The following is a 23140-nucleotide window of genomic DNA, read 5'->3' as shown; positions in this document are numbered from 1 at the left end:
AAGAGGAAGTAAGAGAATGTCCATCATCACCACCGAGCTCGTCGCCATCGACGTCGACGCAGGCGGCGACAAGGAGGCCGTCATCGGTCTGCTCGCCGCTCGTCTCGCCGATGCCGGGCGTTCCTCCGACGGTGCCGGCCTCGTCGCCGCCGCGATGGCCCGCGAGGCGCAGTCCGCCACCGGCCTCCCCGGCGGCATCGCGATTCCGCACTGCCGCTCCCCCTACGTCGACCAGGCGACCATCGGGTTCGCCCGGCTGTCCCCTCCGGTCGACTTCGGCGCACCCGACGGCCCGGCCGATCTCGCCTTCCTGATCGCCGCACCCGATTCCGGCGGCGCCGAGCACATGAAGCTGCTGTCCAGCTTGGCGCGGGCGTTGGTGCGCAAGGAGTTCGTCGAATCGCTACGCAACGCTGGGTCGGCCGCCGAGGTCGTCGAACTCGTCGAGGGCGTCGTCAACCCGGCTCCCGCGTCCGCTGCACCCGCCGCGCCTGCCGCACCCGCCGAGCCGGCGAAGACCACGACGATCGTCGCGGTCACCGCCTGCCCCACCGGCATCGCCCACACCTACATGGCCGCAGACTCGTTGGTCGCCGCGGGCAAGAAGGCCGGCATCGATCTGCAGGTCGAGACGCAGGGCTCCTCGGGCAGCACGCCGCTACCCCCCGAAACCATCGCGGGGGCCGTGGCCGTCATCTTCGCCACCGACGTCGGCGTCAAGGATCGCAGCCGATTCGCGGGCAAGCCGGTCATCGCGTCCGGCGTCAAGCGAGCGATCAACGAGCCCGACAAGATGGTCACCGAAGCGCTTGCCGCGGCGGACAATCCGAACGCCGCTCGGGTGGAGGGCACGGCGGGCGCTGCCTCGTCAGCCGCCCCCTCTGCGTCGGGCGGCGTCGGCTGGGGCACCCGCACCCGGCAGATCCTGCTCACCGGCGTCAGCTACATGATCCCGTTCGTCGCCGCGGGCGGTCTGCTCATCGCCCTCGGCTTCCTGCTCGCCGGCTACGACATCGCCAACAAGCCCGACGGCGCGACCCAGTCGCTCGGCAACATCATCGCCACCACCAACTCGTTGACCAACCTGCCGCCGGGCGGCTTCGTCCAGTTTCTGGGCGCCGTGCTGTTCACTCTCGGCGGGCTCGCGTTCTCGTTCCTGGTCCCGGCGCTCGCGGGCTACATCTCGTTCGCCATCGCCGACCGCCCGGGCATCGCACCGGGTTTCACGGCGGGCGCCGTCGCGGTCTTCGTCGGGGGCGGCTTCATCGGCGGCATCGTCGGTGGCCTCATCGCCGGCTTCACCGCGCTGTGGATCAGCCGCATCACCGTCCCGCGATGGCTGCGGGGCCTGATGCCAGTCGTCATCATCCCGCTGATCGCGTCCCTCGTCGTCGGCCTGCTGATGTTCCTGCTGCTCGGCCGTCCGCTGGCCGCCATCACCTCGGGCCTGACGAGTTGGCTGAGTGGGCTGTCCGGTAGCTCGGTCATCCTGCTGGGCGTCATCCTCGGCCTGATGATGTGCTTCGACCTCGGCGGTCCGGTCAACAAGGCGGCGTACGCGTTCGCCACGGCCGGCCTCAACATCGCGGACCCCTCGTCACTGCGCATCATGGCCGCCGTGATGGCGGCCGGCATGGTGCCGCCGCTGGCGATGGCCCTGGCCTCGACCGTTCTGCGTCCGGGCCTGTTCAGCGAACCCGAGCGCGAGAACGGCTGGAGTGCTTGGCTTCTCGGCTTCTCGTTCATCTCGGAGGGCGCCATTCCGTTCGCCGCCGCAGACCCCTTCCGGGTCATCCCTTCGATGATGGCGGGTGGCGCGGTGACCGGGGCGTTGATCATGGCGTTCGACGTGACACTCAAGGCACCGCACGGCGGGATCTTCGTGTTCTTCGCGATTGGAAACCTGCTGTGGTTCGTCGTCGCGCTCGCCGCTGGCACCGCAGTGGCGGCCCTTGCGGTGATCACCGCGAAGCAGCTCGCCAAGCCCAAGACCGACGCGGATTCCACTCCCGAGCTCGTCGCCGCCTGACATCCTCGACCCACCACCAGAAGGAGAACTCTCATGCCCGCCAAGACCGTCACCGTCGGATCGTCGATCGGCCTGCACGCCCGACCGGCGGCGATCATCGCCGAAGCCGCCGTGAACGCCGGGGCTCCGGTGACCCTCGCCCTGGACGGCGGTGACCCGGTGGACGCCGGCTCGGCGCTGATGATCATGACGCTCGGCGCTGGCAACGGTGCCCAGGTCACGGTCGCCTCAGACGATCAAGCCGCGCTCGACCTGATCGCCGACCTCGTCCAGCAGGACCTCGATGCCTAGGTAGACCTGCACGTTCGACTCGGGGGAGGCGCCACTGTGCGCCTCCTCCGGGCGCGTTCAGAAAGGTGCATGAGGCACCTCTGGTGCACCGTAGGATTGCGGAGTGCACGTGGTCAGGGGGCTTGACGTGAGGCGATACGCCGCCCAGGGGGTGGCTCTCGTGTTGCTCCCCGCCGTTGACCACGACCCTCGGGTCCGCCTCGGCGAGGGGCACGCGCGGTGATGCGCAAGATCGTCATGTTGCTGGCCGTGCTGTTCCTGGCGGTGTTCAGCGCCCCACCGGCATTCGCCGCCGAACCCCCCGCCATCGATCCGGCGGCGCTGCCACCCGACGAGACGGGCCCGGACTCCCCCACCGAGCTGCGCCGCGTCTGCTCGTCGCCAATCAGCTTCCCCGGCGCCAACTTCGCCGACAAGCCGTGGCCCAATGATTATCTCCGGATCAGCGACGCGCAGAAGTTCGCGACCGGCGCCGGCGTCACGGTCGCCGTCATCGACACCGGGGTGAACGGCTCGGCTCGCGTGCCCGCCCTGCCCGGCGGCGACTTCGTCGACAAGGCCGGTGACGGCATGAACGACTGCGACTCCCACGGCACGCTTACCGCGTCGATCATCGCTGGCCGGCGGTCTCCGACGGACGGTTTCGTCGGCGTCGCGCCCGACGCCCGGCTGCTGTCGCTGCGGCAGACATCGGACAACTATCAGCCCGTGGGTGCGCGAACCGACCCGAACGACCCCAACACCACCCAGACCGCCGGCTCGTTGCGCAGCCTCGCCCGCTCGATCGTGCACGCCGCGAACCTGGGCGCCCAGGTGATCAACATCAGTGAAGCGGCCTGCTACAAGATCACCCGACCGATCGACGAGAAGAGTCTCGGCGCCGCAGTCGAATACGCGGTCAACGCCAAGGGTGCGGTCATCATCGTCGCGGCGGGCAACACGGGCCAGGACTGCACCCAGAACCCGCCCCCGGACGCGGCGACGCCCGCCGATTCGCGCGGCTGGAAGCAGGTCCAGACCATCGTGTCCCCGGCCTGGTACTCACCGCTGGTGCTCACCGTCGGCGGCATCGGGCAGACCGGGCAGCCCAGCACCTTCTCGATGTCCGGACCGTGGGTCGGCGCCGCCGCACCCGCCGAGAACATCGTGGCGCTGGGCTACGACGGCAACCCCGTCAACGCGTTGCAGGGCCAGGACGGGCCCATCCCGCTCAACGGGACGTCCTTCGCCGCGGCATATGTGTCCGGCCTGGCCGCGATGCTCCGGCAGCGGTTCCCCGACCTGACTCCGGCGCAGATCATGTACCGAATCACCGCCACGGCAAGGCATCCCGGTGGCGGAGTGGACAACTACGTCGGCGCCGGGGTGATCGACCCCGTCGCCGCGCTGACGTGGGACGTCCCACCTGGGCCCAAGACGGTGTCGTACAAGGTGCAGCAGCTTCCGCCGCCCGTATTCGTCCCACCGCCCGACCGCGGCCCCATCACCATGGTCGTCGTGACGGGGGTCGTTTTGGCGGTCGCGCTCGGCATCATCGCGCTGGCCCGGCGCGCACTGAGGCGCCGATGAAGAAGCTATTCTCGATGTTCGGACTCCGCATCACGACGGGCCATCTACTCTGGGCAGCTGTCCTGATCCCGGCGTGCGTGGTCTTCTTCACCCATCTGGACCTCATGTGGCTGGGCATCCTGCTGGCCGTATTGATCGCCCTCGCAACGACTCTCACCGTGCGAGGCCGGCGCGCCACCGGCTGGGTCGCGGCAGTGTTCTCCTGGCGGCGACGGCACCAGGTGGCGCCCGCCGCGCCGTCGACACCGGCGGTGGGAGCCACGGTGATGCCGGGCGATCACGTAGCGGTGCGCTGGCAGGGCGAGCACCTCGTCTCCCTCATCGAACTCGTCGCCCGCCCGTTCACGCCGACGGTCATCGTCTCGGGTGAGGCGTTCACCGACGACGTCATGGACACCCAACTGGTCGAGCAGTTGATCTCGACGTACTGCCCCGACCTCGAGGCCGACGTCGTGTCGGCGGGTTACCGCGTGGGGAAGACGGCGCCGTCAAGTCTCGTCGCGCTCTACGAGCAGGTCGTGGGCCCGTACCCGGCGCCGGCCAACCGGCGGACCTGGATCGTGTTGCGCGCCAAGCCCGAAGAGACTCGTCGGGCGGCCCTGCGTCGCGAGGCGGGCGTCGCGGGGCTGGCCCGCTACCTGGTGGCGTCGACGACGCGCATCGCGGATCACCTGGCCAGCACGGGCATCGACGCGCGGTGCGGTCGTAGCTTCGACGACTTCGACCGGGCGACCGAGATCAGCTTCGAGCGCGAGGCGTGGTCATTGATCAAGGGTCGCAGCGCATTCACCGCCGCGTACACCGCGCCCGGAGGGCCCGACCTCTGGTGGTCGGCGCGCGCCGACCACACCATCACCCGCGTCCGAGTGCGTCCCGGCACCGCCCCGACGACGACGGTGCTGCTGACGACGCTGGGCGTTCCCTCGACGCCGCGCGGCTTCTCGTGCCTGTTTGGCGGTCAACGCGCCGCCCTGCACGGCGAGAGCCCGACCACCGACCGGCACTACGAGTTGCCGATCGGCTCGGCCGGGGTCCTGGTCGGCGAGACGGCCGATCGGTATCCGGTGTACATGCCGTTCGACGACGTGGACGTCAGCATCAATCTGGGGGATGCCCGGCTGTTCACGCAGTTCGTCATCCGCTCGGCGGCCGCCGGCGCGATCGTCACCCTCGGCCCGCAGTTCCGTGAGTTCGCCGCGTTCATCAACGCCCGCGTGGGATCCGTCGCCAAGATCGCCTGGCCGAATTCGACAACCTACCTTGGGCCCCACCCCGGCGTCGGCCGAGTCGTGTTGCGACACAACTTCATCGACACCCCCCGCCATCGCCAGCTGCCGATCCGACTGATCAACCCGCGCGAGGAGAGTCGGTACCAGATGGCGCTGGGGCAATGAACGGGAGACGCTCGTGGCCGACGAAGTGAAGGTCATCACGCAGGATCTACGCACCAAAGCGGTCGAGATCGAGAACATTCAGTTCAGCGGTCTGATGAGCAAGCCGCTCGTGATCCCACCAGACCAGCTGACGCTCTCCAAGACCGCCGTCGACAACCTGAATCAGAACGCCAGCTTCCTCTATCGCAACCAGGACTACGGCGACCGCGAGGGCGATCGCTTGGCGGAGACCCTGCAGTCGGTCGCCGAAGCCTACGACCTGGCCGACGCCTCCGCCGCGGCGAACATCGACGGCATCGGCGCCCCTCAGACGCCCAAGCTGAACACCATCCCCGCGCCGACGATGCCCGCTCCCATGGGGAGTCCACTCGGCCTGACGGCCGACGAGATCGGCGACGTCGAAGTGGCCCAGCAGCAGCTGTCGGCGGGAGACCATGGCGCCTCGCTGCGCGAAGCGGCAGCGCAGTGGATGGCCAACGGGAACGCGCTTCAGGCGTCGTCCCAGCAGTTCAAGGTGAAGATCGAGAACTGGGAGGGCGATGCCGCCGACCAGGCCTACGCGAAGTTCGTCAGCTACGGCGAATGGCTCTCGCAGCTCGGGGAGTCCTGGCAGAAGCTGGCGGCCGAGGCAATGCGGATATCGGACGCCCACGTCAAGGCGCTCCTCAACCACACGCCCGTCTATCAGAACTATGAGCAGCTGAAGAGTCAGATGATCGCTGCGATCGCGAACGGCGGAAGTGCCGCGCACACCCTCGGCCTCGAGATGGAGGAGCTACAGCGCCAGTCCGAGGAGATCATCGAGGGCTACTCGAAAGAAGCCGCCCCGCAACGGGTCACACCGCCGACGCCACCCCCGAGCGGGGTGCCGGCCGTGCCGGTGACGGGTAACGGCAAGCCGCGTAAGTCCGGCCCCGGCTCGGACTTCCAGACGCCGCCGGGAAGTGGTACCGGAGGCGGCGGAGGGGGTGGCGGTGGTCAGCCGCCGTCGATGTCGCCACCCACCGCGTCGCCGCTTGGTGCGGATCCAGCTGGCGGCGGAGCGCCTCAGACGGGGGAGTCCCCGGCGGGCGCTGGCGCCGGTGCTGGCGGGGGCCAACCGTCTGGCGGTGGAGCGCCGTCCGGCGGAGCACCGGGCGGCGGTATGCCCAGCCTGCCCGGTAGCGGACCGGAGGACATGCCTGCGCTGCTCGACGATCCCAGCCTGCACCCTGCGTCGGCTGACGCAGGCGGTGGCGCCGGGGGCGGTTCGGGCGGTGGCGCCGGGGGCGGAGGCGCCGGGTCGATCCCGCTGCAGCCCAACGTTGGTGGTGTGTCGGTGGCGCCGGGCCCGACGGCAGGCGGGACGGGTGGCGGGCCCGCTGGGGCAGGCGGACCGGGCGGCGCGATGGGCGGCGGCATGGGTGGCGCGCATGGTGGTCAGGCCCAGGGCGGCAAGGAGAAGCGCCGGACGCCGGGGCTCTCGCCGGATGAGGACCTCTACGTCGAAGACCGCGACTACACCGAAGAGGTCATCGGGGACCGCAAGCGCAGAACCGTTCAGGATTCGAAGGATTCGAAATGACCGAGGACATGCACCCGCAGGTGGCCTCGGTGCTGAAGCAGGCGCAGCGTCTGCAGTCGTTGATGGACGATCAGCTCGAGAAGATGGCCGGTGAATCGTTCACCGCGACCGACGAGACCGAGACCGTCGAGGTCACGTTGAACGGGCATCACTGGTTGACCGAGGTGTTCATCGAGGAGGGCCTGTTGCGGCTGGGCGCCGAGACGGTCGAGGCGAGGGTAAACGAGGCTCTGCAGAACGCAGGCGCGAGCGCGGCGGCGTCGATGGAGGCGGATCGCGAGCGGATCGACTCGGTGGTCGCAGAAATCACCTCGGAACTCAACGATGCCAACGAGTAGAACCGGAACTGAGCTCGTTTTGGTGCACCGGATGCCCCGATCGGGGACTTACGGTGGAGACGACGTGTGAGTGACCGTTGTGGGGGTGCGCGAATGAAGTGGCTAGGTGGGGGAGCGCGCGGATGAGCACGCCTCCTCAAGACGGGTGGTCGACGCCGCAGCATCGGGAGACCACGGAGGCCGATCAGGGTCGGCCATACGGTCAGCCATTCGACCCCACGGTGTCCAGCCCGAAGCAGCAACCGCCGCCGCCGGGGTGGGAGCAGGGAACGTGGACCAGCCATGGCGAATCCGTGCCCTCGGCCGGTAACGGGCGTTTGCTTCTGATCGGGATCGTGGTGCTGGTCGTCGTGATCATCGCCGCGGCCGTCGTCGTCATGCTGGCGTAGCGATTGAAGCGCGAAACTGCCGCGCGGGGCGTGACGATTTCTGTCCTAGGCTCATTCAGTAGGTGCGTCGGTAAACTTCGGTGCGTGATCAGTGGATCTTGCGGGGGTGCGGTAATGCATTTGCCATCCACGGGCAGGTGCGCATGAGCATGCCTCCGCAGGGTGGCTGGCCGCCGCCCAATCAACCTGGTCCGCCGCCCAATCAGGGTCAACCATTCGGGCCGCAATACAACCCCCAGCAGCCACCGCCGGGCTGGCAGCAGGGTGCGTGGTCGCCGCAGCCGACACCGCCTCCGCAGAAGGGCGGCAGCCTGAAGTGGCTCTTGGTCGCGGTCGCCGTGCTTTTGGTCATCGGCATCACCGTCGGCGCGACGCTTCTCTTTACCCGAGATAACGGTGGCGGTGGTACCACGACCTCGACGTCGGGCGCGCCGAGCGATATCGCCAGTGCGAATGACACTGGGCCGGTCACCATCATTACGGACGAGCCGACGTGCGATGCGTTTGTCGGCATCAACAACAGCCTTGCGGACATTCAGGGGAATGGCTGGGGAGCCCAGCGAAACGCGCTAGGGCCAGTTGCAGAGTGGACCCCAGATCAACGTACTGAAGTTGAAGCAGTGGCGAATGCGACGCGCAATGCGGCCGATCAGATGATTCGACTCGTTAGACAAACGCCGCACCGCGTGGTTCGCGAGCTATACCAGCAGTTTATTGCCTTCGGCCGTGCCTATGCGGACAACGTGGCAAACTACACACCTTCCGATAATGGCCTAGCATCAGCGAACGTTAACGCCAGTTCGGCTCTGGTCGGAATTTGCAACGCCATTACGTACGGGTCCGCTGGCCGCTCGTTAGCCGTAGACCCTGCTTCACCGCCACTTAATCCTGCGGAAGTAAGCGACCCCGGTAACCCCACACGATTCATTACCGCTAACGAGCAAGCGTGCTCATCATTTCAGCAGCTTTCCGACAAGTTCAATGAGGACACTGCCGAGTGGCAACAGCTTGATTCCGACATTTCTGCGGCTCAATGGACGCCCCAACAGAGATCCCTTCAACGAGCCGCGATGCCGTTTCTCAGTAGCTGGGCAAGCGATATGGAGCAGGTCGGGCGAAGCAGCCAAAATCCGGTTCTCGAAGATTTTAGCGCGACGGCGGCCGTCTACCTTCGAGCCTACGTAGCCGTCGGCGACAATTACACAAGCGCCGATAGCTGGCTTTCATACGTGTCGGTGAAGCTAAATCAACTCGTACTCGGAGCGTGTCGAGCGGCGGTCGGCTGAGAAGCTATGACCATCCCTAGGCCAACTGGCAAGTACCAGAGCCAAATGACTATACCTCCGGAGGCATGGCCTGAGGCTGATGAAGATATCCATTCGCAGCGTGCCGCCGAACTCCTCAAGATTGGCTTACACCTCGCGGAAGCAGCGGTTTCATGGGATCAGACCCACACGTCGATTTTCGACGGGCATACCTGGTTAGGACGGGCATCAGAGGCCGGGAAGAGCAAGGTGCTGAGCGCGTCGGAGCGTATGCAAGCGATCGGCGAATTGCTTGGCAACGCCATCCGATTCCATCGAAATGCGTACATGTCAATTATGAACGCCAAAGAGCGGATCCTTGCGAACTGCGATGCTGCTCAAGAAGTAATTGACCAGTTAAATTCGCTATCACTGTCGAACAAGGACGACCAGCAGAAGCGTGAGGACGCCATCGAAGCGGTCGTCGAGCAGGCGCTTCAAGCGAACACGGGAGTCGTAAGTGCCGCTGGCACCGCGGTGACAGCCGGGCAAGTATTCCCGCCCGTGTCGGACTACGACGTCCCCAATTTCGACGAGAACGTTCCGGGCTTTTCGAGTGTCCAACGGGCGGTGAGCGGCGGTATGAATGGACCCACCAGCGCTCCCAAGCTCAACACAGGGGACTCGGGAACGACGAGCCCCGATGCCGCCGCTGTGCGCACAGCCGAACCATCGGGGGGTGCTCAGCCGCTAAACGCCGACGAGGGAACGTCCGCTCGCGGCGCGGCGACAGCTGCACCGCCTGATCAGCCAGGCGCGCCACGCGCCAACTTTGATGCCCAAAGGACACCTCAGAATGTCCGTAGCGCTGGCTTATCGCCTCAGCCCACCCCACCCTCCACCGCGCGCCCCATGAACCCGAGCACCCCGAGCGCGCCCAGCATGGGCGGCGGCGGGGGCGCACCGTCTACCGGAGGCGCCTCCCCCTCGAGCGGCTCGTCTAGCCCGGCGGCGGCCAACGCGGGATCGTCCAGCGCCAAGCCGTCGACTCCGTCGGACTTCCAACAAACGAAAGCCGAAGCGGCAGAACCGAAGAACGCGCAGGCGCGAGCAGGGGCCGGCGGCGGCGGCGAGAAGGCGCCCACCGAGCAGTTCGCCAAGGGCCTGGCGGCGACGCAGAGCAGTGCGCAACCCAGCATGTCGCCCGCGGCCGCCACGGCTGCTCCCGTCGCACCCGTGACACCGACGCCCGACCACAGCGCCGCCGCGCCGGTCCAGCACTCGGCCGGGTCCACGGGGGGATCCAGCGGCGGAGGCGTCCCCGGCGGTGGCACCGGCGGTGGCGGTGCCGTCAGCGCGCCGAACGCCGGCGCTCCCGCACCACCACCCATGCCGCTCGGACCCCCGGCGACCCCACCGCCCGCCGGGCCACCCCCGCTAGGAAGCGGGTCCGCTCAGTCCGCCGCAACCGCCGGCACGGGCCCCGGGGTCAATCCGGCATCGACCGCCAAGACCGACCCCGCCGCGGGAGTGGCACCGATGCCCGTCTCGGCGGCTCGCATGGAACGCGACACCGTCGCCTCGGCATCCACCGCGGGAGCCATGCAACGACAACGACGCAACTCCAGTGCCGCCTTGATTCACGCACGCCGCATCGCCGCGGCGCTCAACATGGGCACCCCGCAGTACGGCTTCTTCTGGGTGACGGGCCTGACCGCCGACGGTTCGATCGTGGTGGCCAACAGCTACGGCATCGGCTACATCCCCGACGGCGTCGAACTACCACCGCAGGTCACGATGGCCTCGGCCGACGAATCCATCGCACCGACCGAACGCGCCAAGTGGGCCACCTACCCGATCCTCGCGATCCAGGGCTGGGCGCAGGCACACGACCAAAAGTTGCGGGCCGTCATCGCGACCGCCGAACAATTCGCCAGCTTCGATCCGGGCATCGCGAAAGTCGTTCTGCAGCGCGACGACATCCCGCAGACCGGCAAGATGGAAGGGCGCAACCGCCTCGAGGTGATCGCCCCCGAGACCGCCGCCCGCCTCGCCTCCGTGGCCGACGGCGCACTCCAAGATCTGCTGCCCGTCGCCCCCGCCGACTCGACACCGCCCGACGACCGGTCGGCGATGCTGTGGTTCGAGCTCACCAAACCGCTAATGAGCACCGCATCCAACCGCGGGCTCACGCACCTCGAGGCCTTCGTACAGTACGCCGACCACGCCCAAGAACTAGCACTTCACAAGGCGCACAACGCCCTTGACGCAGAGGTTCAGCGCGCGGCCATCGCAGATTGGGTCTACTGGCAGCACCTCAGTGTGCTCATGTCGGACGCGATCAGCGCCGACGCCACCGTCTAGCCACGGAGCGACGACCTAGATCTGGACACCCTCGACGGCGCTCGCCGCGGCCTGGTCCTGCCGAAGGTACTGGTCGGCGGCCGCAGTGAGGCTGACACCGAACTGCCGGGCACCATCCGCCGCGGCCCTCATCTCTGCCGAAATCGATTGTTGCGCAGACCGACACGCTGCCGCGGTCGTCAGCTGCGACACCCCGGCCGCCGCAGCGTCCAGCGATTGACCGGACGCCATTCCGGCAAGTCCGTCGCCCGCCTCACCGAAGCGAGCACCCGCGTCCTGCAGTACCGTCGGATCGACCCTTAGGACCGGTCCGGTCATAGGTCTACGGTCCGATCCGGCGCTATGGTCGCGGCGCGCGCCTCGGTCGGCGCCCGTTCCGCATCCGCATCGCCCGCCGCCGCTTCGTCGCGGGCGTCCTGCCCACCGCCAGCGCCACCCATCTGACCGATCTGCTCCACGCCCTGCATGATGCCTTGTGGCACTTGGCCAACGGCGCTCATCGCCTGCGCGGGCATCTGGGTGGCCTGGCTCGCCATCTGCATCGGCATGCTCATCATCTGGCCCAGTTGGCCCATCGAATCGCCACCCCCACCCAAAGCCGACGCGCCGGACGCCAGACCGCCACCGGCACTGCCCGCCGAATCGAACTGGTGCTTCTCGTATTCCGCGGCGAGCTGGGCATCGGTGGTCGAATAGCGACCAGCGGCCTCGACGACGTTGGACGCCGTGGTGGACGCCTCATTCTTGAGCTTTGGCAACGCCTCCTGGATGGCGCCCTCCAGCGAGGGTAGCTTCTCGGCGATGGCCTGACTGATGGCATCAGCACCAGCCACAGTGAACGGGGCGGGCGCATCGGGGAGATCGCCAGCCGCCGTAAGCAATTGGTTGCCGTACTTACCCAGCAGCTCTGGATCGACCTTCAGTGGCGGCTGTCCGCCAGGACCCGTTCCCATTCCATGCCCTCCGCTCAGAACCTAATGTTCCGTAAGACGTCATAGACTCCCGCGATCCACAGCAGCAAGGGGATCACCGCCGCGATCGCCGCACCGTCGAGCAGTTCGAGAATGCGCTTGGTCACCGGCGACACCCTGCGCACACCCTCGGTCGCGCCCACCAGGATCAGCGCAATGACCACACCCGCGACGTAGATGCTCAGCACCAGCCAGGCGGTGTCTGGGTACCACACGCTGAGCCTCACCATCACACCGGTGGGAATGACAATGGCCGCGGCCAGAAGCGCCCAGGCACACCATCTTTCGGCGTACAACCGGGAGCGGAAGCCACACACCGTCGTCACCAGCCCCGCGACGATCAGGCTGTGAACGAAGAAGTGCCCCTGCACCACCACCGTGATCGCGCCGGCGGCCAGCACCGAGGCGCCCGCGGACAGGAAACCGACCAGGAGCTGCTTGGCCAGATGGCTGCGCTCGGTCAGACGTACCGCCGATTCCGGCACGGACGCGATGATCGCTTGCCACGTGGGGGATTCCTCGTCGGAGGCATCGTTGGTCGAGACAGGGTCGAGCAGTTCATCATTCGCGACAGTCTCACCGGGTGCCGGGATGGGCGGCAGCGCGATCCGTGCGACGGCGACGGTCAGCTTGGCGGCGTTGGTCACGACGATCATGCCGAAGGCGATGGCGCCTGCAGGCACCCAGGCCTGCCACCCGTAGCCGTAGGCCACGGCCGCCGCGGTGACTGCGACGGCCGCGATCGCGAGGAACGACGCCATCTCCGCACGTTTACGCGGACCGCCCCGCGTCGCGAGGACGATTAGCAGGATCACCGCACCGGCACCCGCGACGTTGGGTGCGCCCAGTCCGTCGATGCCTGCGGGCAGAGGAACCGCCAACGCGGCCGCCGCCGCGAGGGGCGCGAGCGCCGCAACCAGCAGGCTCTCCGAAGTGTTCAGGTTGTCATATCGATTGCGCGCCACCATGCTGCCGACGAGGACGCCGACACCGAGCAGGCCGAGCGCCAGGGTCCACCACCAGCCGTGCCCCGTCTTCGACCAGCTCACCAGTCCGATGATCGAGACCACCACGGTGACGACGGGAATGGCCAGCCCCACGAACCTGTTCAACGCGGTGCGATCGAACTCCGGTGACTCGTCGAGCACGGCGATCGCGTCGATGACGTCCTCGACGAGCGGTCGGTACCGCTCCGTGCGACTCACCGACACCAACGTCAACAGCGAGCCGTCCACGACGCCAGCGTCGTCGAGCGACTCGGCCGCCTTCAGCGGGGGCGCTCCCGGCCGGGCGAAGGCCCACTCCCCCTGGGCCTTGAAGTCGAACCCTGCCAACACATCTGCGGGCGTGTCCTCCAGCAGCTCGCCGAGCACCGTCACGGTCTCGTCGATGTACGTCTCGACCGGCGCAGCCGCAGGCAGCACGAGGTCGGTCATGCGCCGCCCGGTCAGGATGGTCACCCGGGTCGTCGCGGGCCTGCCGGGCGTCACGCCCGACGTGCTAGGTGCGGCGGCCGTGGCGGTCAACGACGTTCGAGCCTGTCGAAGTCGTCGGACAGTGCCGCGGCGAGTTCGGTGACGCGCCTGCGGAACTGCCCGCCGAGGAGGTCGAGTTGGATCTCGGTGCCCGCAGCGATGTGCTTGTCCCACGGCAGCACGATGACGCGGCCGGCGGAAACGTGGCGCTCGAACTGCTGCACCAGGTCGTCGACGTCGATGTTCGGCTTGCCCGGCACGACGTGGTTGATCACGACACACGAACGGCCGAGCAGATCCTGATACCCGTTCTGCCGCAACCAGTCCATGGTGACCGCGGCTTGCCGGGCCCCATCGATGGAGGCACTCGCCACGATCACGAGGCCCGACACCGTGGCAAGCACGCCACGCGAGGCGGGCTGGAACAAACCGGCGCCACAGTCGGCGAGGACGAGGTTGTAGTACCGCGACACGATGCCGACGGCGCCCTTCCAATCCTCGTCGTTGAACTCGCGCCGCGCGCCGCTGTACTCCTCCGAGGAGAGCACTTCGAGGTTGGAACCGTTCATGCTCGTGTAGGCGCGGATGTCGTTGTACCGGCTCAAGTCCTTGTCGGACAACAGATCTGCCACCGTCGCTGCCGACTGACGCCCGGCTCGGTCGGCGAGGTTGCCACCATCGGGATCGGCGTCGACGGCCAGGATGCGGTCACCGCGAATCTTGCTCAACGACGAGCCCAGCGCCACCGTCAGGGCCGTCTTGCCGACGCCGCCCTTCAGCCCGAACACGCCGATCTGATAGGAGTCGCGGGCGTTCCGGCGGATCCGGGCGTGCAGATCCATCTCGTAGAGCTCGTCGGACGACAGCCCCAGATTGATCCGCGTCAGCAGATAGATCAGGTGACGCCAGCCGCGCTGCGGCGGCATCTTCACCGCGGATCGCACGCCGACATGGGACAGCGCATCGATGGCGCGATGGTTGCCGATGGTGGCTGCGGAGGTCGGCGCCGGTTGCCCTGCAAGCAGCGGTGGCGGCGGCCACGCCGTTTGTCCCTCGGCGTACAGCTGCGACGGCACCGGTGCGGAGGTGGGACGGGCTTGCGGCGCCGGCGTAGCGGGCCTCTGCTCGTACCGCGCCCCGGTCGGTGCCGCGGACTGCGGCGCGCGCATCATCCCGTTCTGCACCCGCTGTGCGGTGGGAGGCATCTGCATCGTCACCTCGGTGGGCCGGGGCGGCGGCGCCGTGGTCGGGGCAGGAGCCGACTGAGCCTGCGTGGGCGCGACCGGAAGCGGGCCGGACGGCGACTCGTCGCGACCATGCGCGGGAGACTTGGGTGCCGCAGCCGCCGGAGACAACGGGTCTCGGTCTACCGTCGCGGTCTCCTCGCCGGCCTGTGCTGCCTCCGAGGAATGGAAGAGCCGGTCATAGTCGGCCGACATGGATTACCTCTCAACTTTGAGTATTGGGTGCGCCAGGGACTTTCGCATACCCCGGCGCTCACGCGGTGGGCGGGCGCGAGGACTCGGCCCGCCCACCATCGTGGGAGGTGATGTCAGGTGAACATCCCGGTCACGCCGGCTTCGGTCTGGGCCATCGTCTGGCCGGATTCGCTGATGGTCTGCGCCAGGTTCTGCAGCGCCGCGTTGAGCTCGGTGGAGGTTTGGTCCCACTTGGCCTGCACCGCCTGGTACGCCTCCGAGCCGGTGCCGCCCCATACCGCGGCGAGCGACGCCAAGGAGGCCTTGCCCTCGTCGAGCAGTCCGGCGGTCTGGCCGACGGCGCCCATGATCTCGCCCGAGCCGCCTTCGATTCCCGCGAAATTCCAAGTCTGTTCAGTCATTTAAATTCTCCGTATTCCGTTTGTGTGCAGTCAGAGCTGCATCAAGTGGGCGAGGTTGCCGGCCTGGTCGTCATCCGTCGAGGTGTACTGGGTACCAGAGGTGTGGATGTTGTTCGAGATGTCGTTGAGCTCCTGAATCTGCGTCGCGGCAGCGGCGTCGAAACGCTGCAGAGCCATCTGCGCGGCGACCCCGGCCTGACCGGTCCACTGCGCCTTCAGGGAATTGGCGGTCATGTCGACCGCGGCGATCACTTGCTTCAATTCATCGGAGATGCGCTCGAAGTTACTGGCCTCTTTGGCGAGGACAGCGGCATCGGTATTCATCTGGGGCATCGCTGTTTACCTTTTCTCTCCTGTGTCCTCACCAAGGTGTTGGCGAGTCTTCCAGCCCCCTCCGGCCGGAAAGTCCTTTTGCGCAGACGGCTTACCAGTCGTCTTCGTCGTCTTCGTCCAACGGCAGCGGGGAGGGGACCTTCAACGCCGTCCTGCTCCCGCCGCTCTTGCCGTTCTGCCCCATCGCGCCCATCGGGCCACCGCCTCCGCCACCCACCGGCGCCAGACCGGGGCCTCCCAATCCCGCCGCGGCGCCGGGCACCGCCGAGGGAGGTGCCGTGGACGGACCCACCAGGCTCGACATCAACGGGCTTCGCGTCGACGTGCCACCCATTCCGGGCAGCGACGCCGCCCGGACCAGGCCCGCACCCGAACTGGCACCGATCCCGCCAGCCAACGGGTGGCTAGACACGGGGCTCGCCCCGATAAGACCGACTTGCGCCTTATCCGAGCCGAAACTGCTGCCCATCTGGCTGAAGAGCTGGGTCACCTGCTGCAGCGGTTGGGTGAGCTGCTGCATGGGCTGCATCGCCTGCTGTGGCAACTGCCCGATCATCGAGACGCCCTGCGAGGCCATCTGCGTGGCCATTTGGACACCCTGCTGCATGCCCTGGCCCTGCTGACCGGCGTTCTCTGCCTTCTGCGCCTGGCCCTCGCCGCGCTGGGCGGCCATGTTGCCCTGGCTGGCCAGGTTGCCGGCCTTGAGCGCTACGGACTGGAGTTGCCCGTCGGCCGTAACGTGCGCGAACGCCGTCTCGCGCATCATCGACCCCGGCAGCAGGGCAGCGTTCTGGGCCACCGCCCCAGACACCGTGCTCTCCCCCACGCCGGGCATGACGATCGGGGTCATCGGCGGGATGGGCTCGAAGAGCGTGTTGAGCGTCGTCTCCGCCTGGTAACCCTCCATGGCGCCGGCGGCCTGATTCCACATGCGCACGAAGTAGTCCGACTCGTTGACCCCGATCGGCACCGCGTTGACCCCGAGGAAGTTCGTGGCCTCCAGTGTCGCGTGCGTGACGTGGTTCATCTCGATCTCCGGCAACGGCGGGGTAGTCACCATCGCGGAGGTGTACGCCGTCGCCTGGGCGATGGCCTGCATCGCCCGCTTCTGCGCCTGCATCGCGGTCGTGCGCAGCCAGGCCACCATCGGCGTGGTCGCCTGCACGGCCCGCTCGCTACCCGACCCCTGCCATGAACCCTGAAGTGCCGCAAGGCTTCCGGCGAGCTCCTCGGCCTGCGTCTCCAGCGAGATCGCCAGTGCCTCCCAGCCGGCCGCGGCCTGGTACATCGGCTCGATGCCGGCCCCAGCCATCAGCCGCGCAGTGTTCACCTCAGGTGGCAATGCTCCGTAGAACATCGCCAGCATTGCGGGCACTGCGGACATAGTTTGCTGGACCTAATTGTCGACTCGGAAGTTCGCTGATGGCTCTTACGAAAGCGTGGCGGCGCCGGATTCGTCGACCGCCGTATAGATGCCGGCGGCTTCGACGTATGCCGCACCGGCGCGCGACAACTCCTCTTGCGCGAGGGCGTTGATGGCCATCGCCTGGATGCCCTCGGTAGCGAACGCGAGGGCCGCCTGCAGCGACACCTCCTCGGCTCCGGCCGGTGCAAGTGCGCTGACCGCGGCACCTGCGGCAGTTCCCGTAGCCAGACCGCGAACGCCGTTCGAGACGACCTCCGACCCGACTCCTACGGCGCCCGGGTTGTGCTCAAGTGGTTGCATTTGCGACTACTCCCCTACGTATTGCTAACCAATGCAATTGGGCCGATGGCCCACACGGAGCGGTACTTGCTCCCCCGTGGAATCAGGTGCGATTCCTTTGCTAGCGGATTGCACGCTGCGTTGCTGAACGTATACGTGAATATTACCGGGCCGTCAGAGGTGGTACGAACACTTCTTCGTCGGGGGGGTCCACGTACGCCGCCTGGATGACTTCCTTGCCATCGGGCGAGACGAGAAGGGCCTGACCAGGCGGTCGACGCTTGAGCTTGAACTCGCTCGTCGGGAACTCCGCCTTCTCGCCGGAGAGGAATATGGTCGGCGAACCCGCACCGAAGGCAGCGCCCACGAATTTGTCCATCGTCGCCCGGTGCGCTTGGCTCATCTGGCACGTCACGATGATGTGCAGCCCGATGTCCGCGGCCGCGGGAAGCAGCGGCGCCAGCGGGGCCATCGGCGAGAGCATGCCGCTCGCCGCGACGATCATGTGCCAGTCGTCGACCAACAGCACGACGTCGGGCCCGCTCCACCAGGACCGCGACCGCAGTTGGGCAGTCGTGAGCTCCGGCGTCGGCAAGCGCTTCTTCAAGTTGACTGCCAACGCCTTGATTGCTTCTTCGAGACTCGCGTTGTTGCGATTGACCGCACCAGCGGCCAGCAGGTGGCTCTGTGGGACCGCGTCCAGCAGGCCCGACCGGTAGTCGGCCAGCATGAACCGGACCTCCGACGGGTCGTTCCGCGCGCAGATCGCCGACGCCACCGCATGCGCGATGCGCGTCTTGCCCGACTTCGGCGCCCCGAAGATCAACAGGTGCGGCGTCGTGTGCATCGGCGTGTACGCCACCGAGAGGTCCGACTCGCGCAGTCCGAGCGGCACCGTCCACCGCGTGCGGTAGTCGCTTCCCGGGCCTGGCGGGCTCGGGTCGAGCTCGTGCAGGTACACCCGTTCCGGCAGCACGCGGACCTGCGGCGCCTGATCGGTGTGCAACGACCCGATGTGCTCGACGGCCGCCGAGATTGCGGCGACGATGTCGTGGGCGCCGTGCAAGCCGTCCAAGCGCGGCACGCCCATCATCAGGTGGTGCTTCTCCATCGAGATGGCGCGCCCGGCACGGTTGGCGGGGATGTCACGGGTCATCCGGTCGACCTGGGTTTCGTTCACGTCGCCGAGGCGGAACTCCACCTTGGTGCCGAGGTAATCCCGGACCCGCGACTTGAGCTCCGTCCAGCGCGGGGTCGAGATGATCGTGTGGACGCCATAGGCCAGACCCTGACCAGCTAGATCCTGCACGACGGGTTCGAGGTCGGGGAACTCCGCGACGAACGCCGGCCAGCCGTCGATGATCAGGAACACGTCACCGAAGGGGTCGGCGGCGGCCGGGCTGGTGGGGTCCTCGCGCATCTGCCGGTAGGCGGCGATGGAGCCGACACGGTATTGCTTGAACGTTGCTTCACGTTGGCGCAGAACGGCTTTCATCTCCGCGACCACCCGGTTGACGCGGTCGGGTTCGGACCGCGTGGCCACCCCGCCGACGTGCGGCAGGTCCTCGAGGTACATCAGGCCGCCGCCGCCCATGTCCACGCAGTAGAACTGAATCTGACGCGGCGTGTGCGTCGCCGACGCGGACAGCACCAGCGTCTGCAGGAACATCGACTTGCCGGTCTGCGGCGCGCCGCCGATCGCGATGTTGCCGCCTGCGGCCGACACGTCGATACCCCACACCTCTTGGCGGTGGCGCCTCGGTTCGTCCATGATGCCGAGCCCGAAGCGCAGCGGCTGACGACGATCCCGTGCGACGAGTTCGTTGACCGGTGTTGGATCGGTCAACGGGGGCAACCACATTCGATACGCGCGCATCTCACCCGTGCCGAGCTGCGACAGCACGACTTCCCGTAACACCCGTTGTTCCGGTTGGACCGTCATGTCTCGACTCCCGCCGCGATCGGTGCCGCGGTGAACGGCCGGATGCGCAGCGGGCTCTGCGCCGTATGCCTCGGCGCCGAGTCCCCGACATCGGCGTCCAGCACGGTCGGCACGTAGTTGGTTCCGGTGAAGACGCTATGGAACTTCACCGGGTCCTCCATGCCCACCCGCAGGAAGCCCACGCCGCTCTCCTTGTTCGTGATGTATTGCGCCTCAGGCGTTCCGATCACCGCCTTGGACTCCGCCGAGCTGGTGGTCCGCAGCGCGATGCGGTAGGTGAGGTTGGGTTCGAGCTTGTCGATGCGGACGCCACCGGTATTCAACGACTGCGTGGCGAGCAGCAGATGGACTCGCAACGACCGGCCGACGCGGCAGATCCGGTCGAACAGCTGGATGAAGTCCGGATGGTTCTGCAACAGTTCGGCGAACTCGTCGACCACCACGAATAGCGTTGGCAGCGGCGGCAAGTCGGCCCCACGTTCACGATGCTTCTCGTACTCCGCGACGCCGGACAGGGCGCCCGCCGCACCCACCTGAAGGCCCGCCTGACGCAGGATCGACTGGCGGCGGTCCAGCTCACCGGAGAGGACCTCACCCATCCGGCTGACCAGCTCGGCTTCCTCCTCCATGTTGGTGACGACCGCTGCGGTGTGCGGCAGCTTCTCCATGCCGAGGAACGTCGAACCGCCCTTGAAGTCGGTCAGCAGCAGGTTGACCTGATCGGGATGGTCTGTCGCGGCCAGCGAAAGAATGAGGGTCCGAAGGAATTCGGACTTACCGGAACCAGTCGTGCCGATGAGCATCCCGTGCGGACCCGCACCGAATTCCGCACCCTCCTTGATGTCGAGGTATTGGATCTCCCCGGTCTTCAGCTCGTGACCGAAGGGGATCCGCAGCCGGTCGCGATCGAGGTCGGAGAACATCCGCCACCGGCTCGGCGTGACCTCCTCGACGGTCTGGGCCCCGACGAGTTGGTGCCACTCCGTCGCGACCTTCTTCTGCACCCGGGTGCTCTTGTCGATGATGGTGCCGGTGATCGACCAGCCGGCCAGCTTCCGCGCGATGCGGCCCGCCTGACCGGGGGTCATCCGGTCGGAGTCGCTGGTGACCCGCCGGAAGTTCAGATTGGGCAACCGATCGTCGGCAGTACCGTCCTGGTCGACCCTGATCCGGTAGGCCGATCGATGGTTGCCGAGGGTGAGCACGGTGACCCCGGCCCGGCCGTCGACGGGGAAGCCGGCTCGGCCCCCCGTCAGGTCGACGACGACGACGTATGGCCCGCTGGGCGCGGAGTCCGCGGTGTGCGGTCCGCGAGCGGTGAGATCCGAGAGCCCGTCCGGACGGGTGAACACCAGTCGCGTCGCGCCCGCCGCATCGGTGTCGGTCTGGTGTTGAACGTGCGGCAACCACTTCATCCAGGCCCAGTCCGGGTCCTCCGGGTTGTCGGTCAGCACGCGCATCTGCAGCAGATCCGGCGGGTGGAACACCGCGAGATGGCAGATCATCGCGCGGAGCAGATCAGCCGCGCCTGCCGGGTCGCCGCCGAGGGCGATCGTCGGAAACGTCCGCAGCTGAACGAGTTTCGGACAATCGTGGATGAGCCCGTGCGTGCGGAGGAACTTGGTCACCCACATGTGGCTGACCGGTTCGAGGTGAGGTTGCGGCGCCGCCTGGGGGCCCGCGAGCTCACCGCCGACGTTGGGCTTGAGCAGCCGGTCGACGGCGGCCTCGGTCCCGGTGCCGATGCGCGCGGCGGCGTAGAAGTCCGCATTCGACGTCCGCGACCACTGCCGGTTGCTGCCGATGATGGACAGCAGATCGTCGGGATGTGGTGCGTGGTAATTGAAGAACGCCACCTGCGCCGACGCCGACGACGTCACCCGCGTCCGAAGACCCGCGAGGTAGCGCAGGTACTCCTTGCGGTCGGCGTTGATCTCGGGAACCTTCTTGCCGCCGGGCCCACCGCCCGCCATGAATCCGACGGTCCCCATCACCATCATCAGCGGCATCATCAGCATGTACGGCGACAGCTGCCGAATGCCGGTGAAGATCATGATCGCGATCATGCCGAGCATGCCGCCGCCCATGACGTACGGCAAGATCTTCTGGATCCCCGACGGAGGGATCTCCACCCCGAGGTCGTCGGGCGGGGTCACGTTGATCTCCCCCGGGGTCAACCGCGGCCCGCGCTTGATGATCGGCGTGAACTTCCGCGTCGTCACGAGCCGCCCCCCGTCCCCGCCCCCACGGGTTGGTTGCCGTCGGGCACCTTCCGTGGATCGGGATCGGGGGGCAGGGTGTCGTGCTCGAGCAACGCCGCCTCCTTCGACAAGACCGGCCCGTCGACGAGCAGGCCCACCACCTGCCAGGGCGCGGTCGCCGGTGCGGACAGGCCCAGCTTGTTGGCCGTATCCTCGTTGGGGATGCCGTACCGGACACCCTGCGGGTCGACGTAGTACAGGCTCTCGCCGTAGCGAGGATCCGGCGATTGCAATCGTACGTATTGCCCGCCCGCGATGAACACGATTGCGTCGCCGCCGATCTGGTCGATTCCCGTGTTCATCGATGCCGCGGCGATTGGCAGATGCCGACCGGTCACCACCACCGTCTTGGGCGACTGGTCACCCGGCTCCCGCTGCCACGCCCAGCAGAGCGTCGGGGAGTCCTCCCGCAGCAAGACGTCGAGCGGCGTATCCGGCAGCGGCGAGCCGAACACCTGCTCGGTGATCTTTGCGACGACGCTGGACTCCACCGACGGCGGCGAGATCAGCCCGTACGAATTGGACGCCCGCAGCGCCGCCGCAGTGGGGTCGTTGACCTTCGCCACGCCGTCGGGCAGCACCACGTACTGCTGGGCGGCCGAATCCGTCACCGTCTGAAACACGCTGCCGGTCACCAGGTTCGCCGGCAGCCCGAGGGTATTGGGTGCACCGCCCGCGGGCACCTGCGGCAGGATCCACGGCCCCGCATTCGGCAGCGCGTTGTACAGGCCCTCCGAGATCGGCGTCGACTTGGCGGTCACTGGAATGCCCACCGCCGAGGTCACTGCGCGGTCGGAGAGGTCGATCGCATGCCGCCCGGTGTCGGTGACCAGCCAATCCCGATCCTGGTAGGACACCAACATCCCCTGCCCCGCGGTCATGGGCCCGACGGACCCGTCGGTGACGAGCGGCAACACGATCACCGAGGTCTGCACGGTGCGCGCGACGCTCTCGGGCTTGGTCACGGTGTCGCACAACGTCCACGTCGACTCCGGCACGCGCGCAACGGGTGTCGCGTAGGGCGCACCCGGGATGCCGATCGGCTGGCCCTTCGGCATCCGGTCCAGCTCCTCGGACTTCACCGCGTTCGGGGTGCCGGCGTTGCCGAGCACCAGACGCGCCGACGTTAGGTTGTAGACCGGCCTCAGCTGGCCGTTCCCCGGCATCACGACGTAGAGCTGATTGGTGCTCCTGTCGACGAGGAGGGTGTCGCCCCCGCGCTTGCCCAGCGGCTTGAAGTACGCCAGCAGGGCGGCGCCTAGACAGATGACGACCGCGATCACGATGCCCAGAGAGACTGCGCGACTGTAGAACTGCAGGGGATCGTCGAACATCCTGGTGTCGCGCCGCACGATCGCATGCTCGACGCGCCGCAGCAGGAACCGCCAGCCGCTGACTTGGACCTTGGTGGTCAACCGGAACCCAGCCATG

At 67.5% G+C, this 23140-nt stretch carries 21 protein-coding genes; 9 read left to right on the top strand and 12 right to left on the bottom strand.

Going from position 1 to position 23140, the window contains the following annotated elements:
- Nucleotides 1–16: 16 nt before the first annotated feature.
- The 8 genes from QUE68_RS00510 to QUE68_RS00475 all read left to right on the top strand — a co-directional run bounded on the left by QUE68_RS00510 (nucleotide 17) and on the right by QUE68_RS00475 (nucleotide 8860).
- On the top strand, nucleotides 17–2029 hold the full coding sequence (locus QUE68_RS00510; protein ID WP_284232094.1) for a PTS fructose transporter subunit IIABC: 2013 nt from the start codon (nucleotides 17–19) through the stop codon (nucleotides 2027–2029).
- Between the two features lie 33 nt (nucleotides 2030–2062).
- A complete protein-coding gene (locus QUE68_RS00505) occupies nucleotides 2063–2320 on the top strand; it encodes an HPr family phosphocarrier protein (RefSeq protein ID WP_284232092.1) in 258 nt (85 codons plus the stop codon).
- 222 nt (nucleotides 2321–2542) lie between these two features.
- Nucleotides 2543–3889, top strand: a complete 1347-nt coding sequence (gene mycP / locus QUE68_RS00500) for a type VII secretion-associated serine protease mycosin (protein WP_286275975.1) — start codon at nucleotides 2543–2545, stop codon at nucleotides 3887–3889.
- On the top strand, nucleotides 3886–5283 hold the full coding sequence (gene eccE / locus QUE68_RS00495) for a type VII secretion protein EccE (protein ID WP_284232088.1): 1398 nt from the start codon (nucleotides 3886–3888) through the stop codon (nucleotides 5281–5283). The genes mycP and eccE overlap by 4 nt, the downstream gene beginning before the upstream one ends.
- 13 nt (nucleotides 5284–5296) lie before the next feature.
- Entirely contained in the window at nucleotides 5297–6847 is a 1551-nt protein-coding gene (locus QUE68_RS00490; protein ID WP_286274997.1) for a PPE domain-containing protein, read from the top strand.
- The gene (locus QUE68_RS00485; RefSeq protein ID WP_284224014.1) at nucleotides 6844–7185 is read left to right on the top strand and encodes a YbaB/EbfC family nucleoid-associated protein; all 342 of its coding nucleotides are present in this window, start codon (nucleotides 6844–6846) and stop codon (nucleotides 7183–7185) included. Before QUE68_RS00490 ends, QUE68_RS00485 begins: the two co-directional genes overlap by 4 nt.
- Before the next feature lie 122 nt (nucleotides 7186–7307).
- Nucleotides 7308–7574, top strand: a complete 267-nt coding sequence (locus QUE68_RS00480; protein WP_286274996.1) for a hypothetical protein — start codon at nucleotides 7308–7310, stop codon at nucleotides 7572–7574.
- A gap of 143 nt (nucleotides 7575–7717) precedes the next feature.
- Nucleotides 7718–8860 carry a hypothetical protein gene (locus QUE68_RS00475; protein ID WP_286274995.1) on the top strand — a complete coding sequence of 381 codons (1143 nt, stop codon included), beginning with the start codon at nucleotides 7718–7720 and terminating at the stop codon, nucleotides 8858–8860.
- 839 nt (nucleotides 8861–9699) lie between these two features.
- Here the strand turns inward: QUE68_RS00475 and QUE68_RS00470 are convergent.
- Nucleotides 9700–10209 carry a hypothetical protein gene (locus tag QUE68_RS00470; RefSeq protein ID WP_284232079.1) on the bottom strand — a complete coding sequence of 170 codons (510 nt, stop codon included), beginning with the start codon at nucleotides 10207–10209 and terminating at the stop codon, nucleotides 9700–9702.
- Between QUE68_RS00470 and QUE68_RS00465 the strand changes: the two genes are divergently transcribed.
- Entirely contained in the window at nucleotides 10208–11182 is a 975-nt protein-coding gene (locus QUE68_RS00465; protein WP_286274994.1) for a secretion protein EccK, read from the top strand. The genes QUE68_RS00470 and QUE68_RS00465 overlap by 2 nt on opposite strands.
- A 15-nt stretch (nucleotides 11183–11197) precedes the next feature.
- Here QUE68_RS00465 and QUE68_RS00460 read toward each other — a convergent pair whose 3' ends face one another.
- From QUE68_RS00460 to eccB, 11 genes are all read right to left on the bottom strand, one after another.
- Entirely contained in the window at nucleotides 11198–11500 is a 303-nt protein-coding gene (locus QUE68_RS00460; protein WP_284232075.1) for a type VII secretion target, read from the bottom strand.
- Entirely contained in the window at nucleotides 11497–12135 is a 639-nt protein-coding gene (locus QUE68_RS00455) for a hypothetical protein (protein ID WP_284232073.1), read from the bottom strand. Before QUE68_RS00455 ends, QUE68_RS00460 begins: the two co-directional genes overlap by 4 nt.
- A gap of 14 nt (nucleotides 12136–12149) precedes the next feature.
- Nucleotides 12150–13679 (bottom strand): type VII secretion integral membrane protein EccD, encoded by a 1530-nt coding sequence (gene eccD / locus QUE68_RS00450; RefSeq protein ID WP_284232072.1) that lies wholly within the window; start codon nucleotides 13677–13679, stop codon nucleotides 12150–12152.
- The gene (locus tag QUE68_RS00445) at nucleotides 13676–15067 is read right to left on the bottom strand and encodes a MinD/ParA family ATP-binding protein (protein WP_284232070.1); all 1392 of its coding nucleotides are present in this window, start codon (nucleotides 15065–15067) and stop codon (nucleotides 13676–13678) included. The genes eccD and QUE68_RS00445 overlap by 4 nt, the downstream gene beginning before the upstream one ends.
- Before the next feature lie 113 nt (nucleotides 15068–15180).
- Nucleotides 15181–15468 (bottom strand): WXG100 family type VII secretion target, encoded by a 288-nt coding sequence (locus tag QUE68_RS00440; protein WP_284232068.1) that lies wholly within the window; start codon nucleotides 15466–15468, stop codon nucleotides 15181–15183.
- A gap of 30 nt (nucleotides 15469–15498) precedes the next feature.
- Nucleotides 15499–15801: a WXG100 family type VII secretion target gene (locus QUE68_RS00435; protein WP_284224006.1), complete on the bottom strand. Its 303-nt coding sequence runs from the start codon at nucleotides 15799–15801 to the stop codon at nucleotides 15499–15501.
- 91 nt (nucleotides 15802–15892) lie between these two features.
- Nucleotides 15893–17185 (bottom strand): PPE family protein, encoded by a 1293-nt coding sequence (locus QUE68_RS00430; protein WP_284232066.1) that lies wholly within the window; start codon nucleotides 17183–17185, stop codon nucleotides 15893–15895.
- Between the two features lie 45 nt (nucleotides 17186–17230).
- Nucleotides 17231–17527 carry a PE family protein gene (locus tag QUE68_RS00425; protein WP_284232065.1) on the bottom strand — a complete coding sequence of 99 codons (297 nt, stop codon included), beginning with the start codon at nucleotides 17525–17527 and terminating at the stop codon, nucleotides 17231–17233.
- Between the two features lie 142 nt (nucleotides 17528–17669).
- Nucleotides 17670–19448: a type VII secretion protein EccCb gene (eccCb, locus tag QUE68_RS00420; RefSeq protein ID WP_286274993.1), complete on the bottom strand. Its 1779-nt coding sequence runs from the start codon at nucleotides 19446–19448 to the stop codon at nucleotides 17670–17672.
- Nucleotides 19445–21670 carry a type VII secretion protein EccCa gene (gene eccCa / locus QUE68_RS00415; protein ID WP_286274992.1) on the bottom strand — a complete coding sequence of 742 codons (2226 nt, stop codon included), beginning with the start codon at nucleotides 21668–21670 and terminating at the stop codon, nucleotides 19445–19447. The genes eccCb and eccCa overlap by 4 nt, the downstream gene beginning before the upstream one ends.
- A complete protein-coding gene (gene eccB, locus QUE68_RS00410; protein ID WP_286274991.1) occupies nucleotides 21667–23139 on the bottom strand; it encodes a type VII secretion protein EccB in 1473 nt (490 codons plus the stop codon). Before eccB ends, eccCa begins: the two co-directional genes overlap by 4 nt.
- Nucleotide 23140: the final 1 nt, after the last annotated feature.

This window comes from Mycolicibacterium sp. TUM20985, from assembly GCF_030295745.1.
GTDB lineage: Bacteria > Actinomycetota > Actinomycetes > Mycobacteriales > Mycobacteriaceae > Mycobacterium.
Note: the sequence above shows the minus strand (reverse complement) of the source record. Positions and strands in the feature narration are given on the sequence as shown.